This window comes from Desulfovibrio sp. OH1186_COT-070 (assembly GCF_003860215.1).
Lineage (GTDB): Bacteria > Desulfobacterota > Desulfovibrionia > Desulfovibrionales > Desulfovibrionaceae > Desulfovibrio.
Genome location: NZ_RQYH01000146.1, coordinates 1 through 530, shown reverse-complemented (window position 1 = coordinate 530; position 530 = coordinate 1). Strand labels below are relative to the sequence as shown.

The following is a 530-nucleotide window of genomic DNA, read 5'->3' as shown; positions in this document are numbered from 1 at the left end:
CATTCTTTGGATCCGGAATTACAAAATTATTTGAAAAGTATTTTTAATTATAGTGAAGAAATTCATAACTATTTAAAAGAGTTTAGACATTATCCAAAAACCAAACGTAGCAACAACAATGAATTAACTTTTCATTATGATAGTGTTTTGAAGAAAAAATATAATAATAAAACTAGTCTTGATCAATGTATTAATGATGCTATTACATTCACATATCTATTTAGTTTCATTACTAATGAAAAGCATAAAATATATAATATTACTTTATTCTCTGACTCGGGCAGTTATAGATATTTTGTCCAGACTCCTTATAAGTTTAATGAAAACCATAAAAATAATATTATATCTACGACTTCAGAATTTATTGAAAAATATTTTGCTATAATATATAAATATTTTTATCAAAATGCTGAATATTTTAACGATATTTTTGATTACTATATTAACATTATGTATACAACAAAGTTCATAAGCCCAAATTTAGTTGATTTACTTAGAATAAATGAGGGAATTCATAGAAGGATTACTGG

At 23.0% G+C, this 530-nt stretch carries 1 protein-coding gene; it reads left to right on the top strand.

Annotated features, from left to right (window positions below):
* Window positions 1-530: hypothetical protein (locus EII23_RS13035; protein ID WP_185702411.1), on the top strand; the 530-nt coding region annotated here is incomplete at both ends.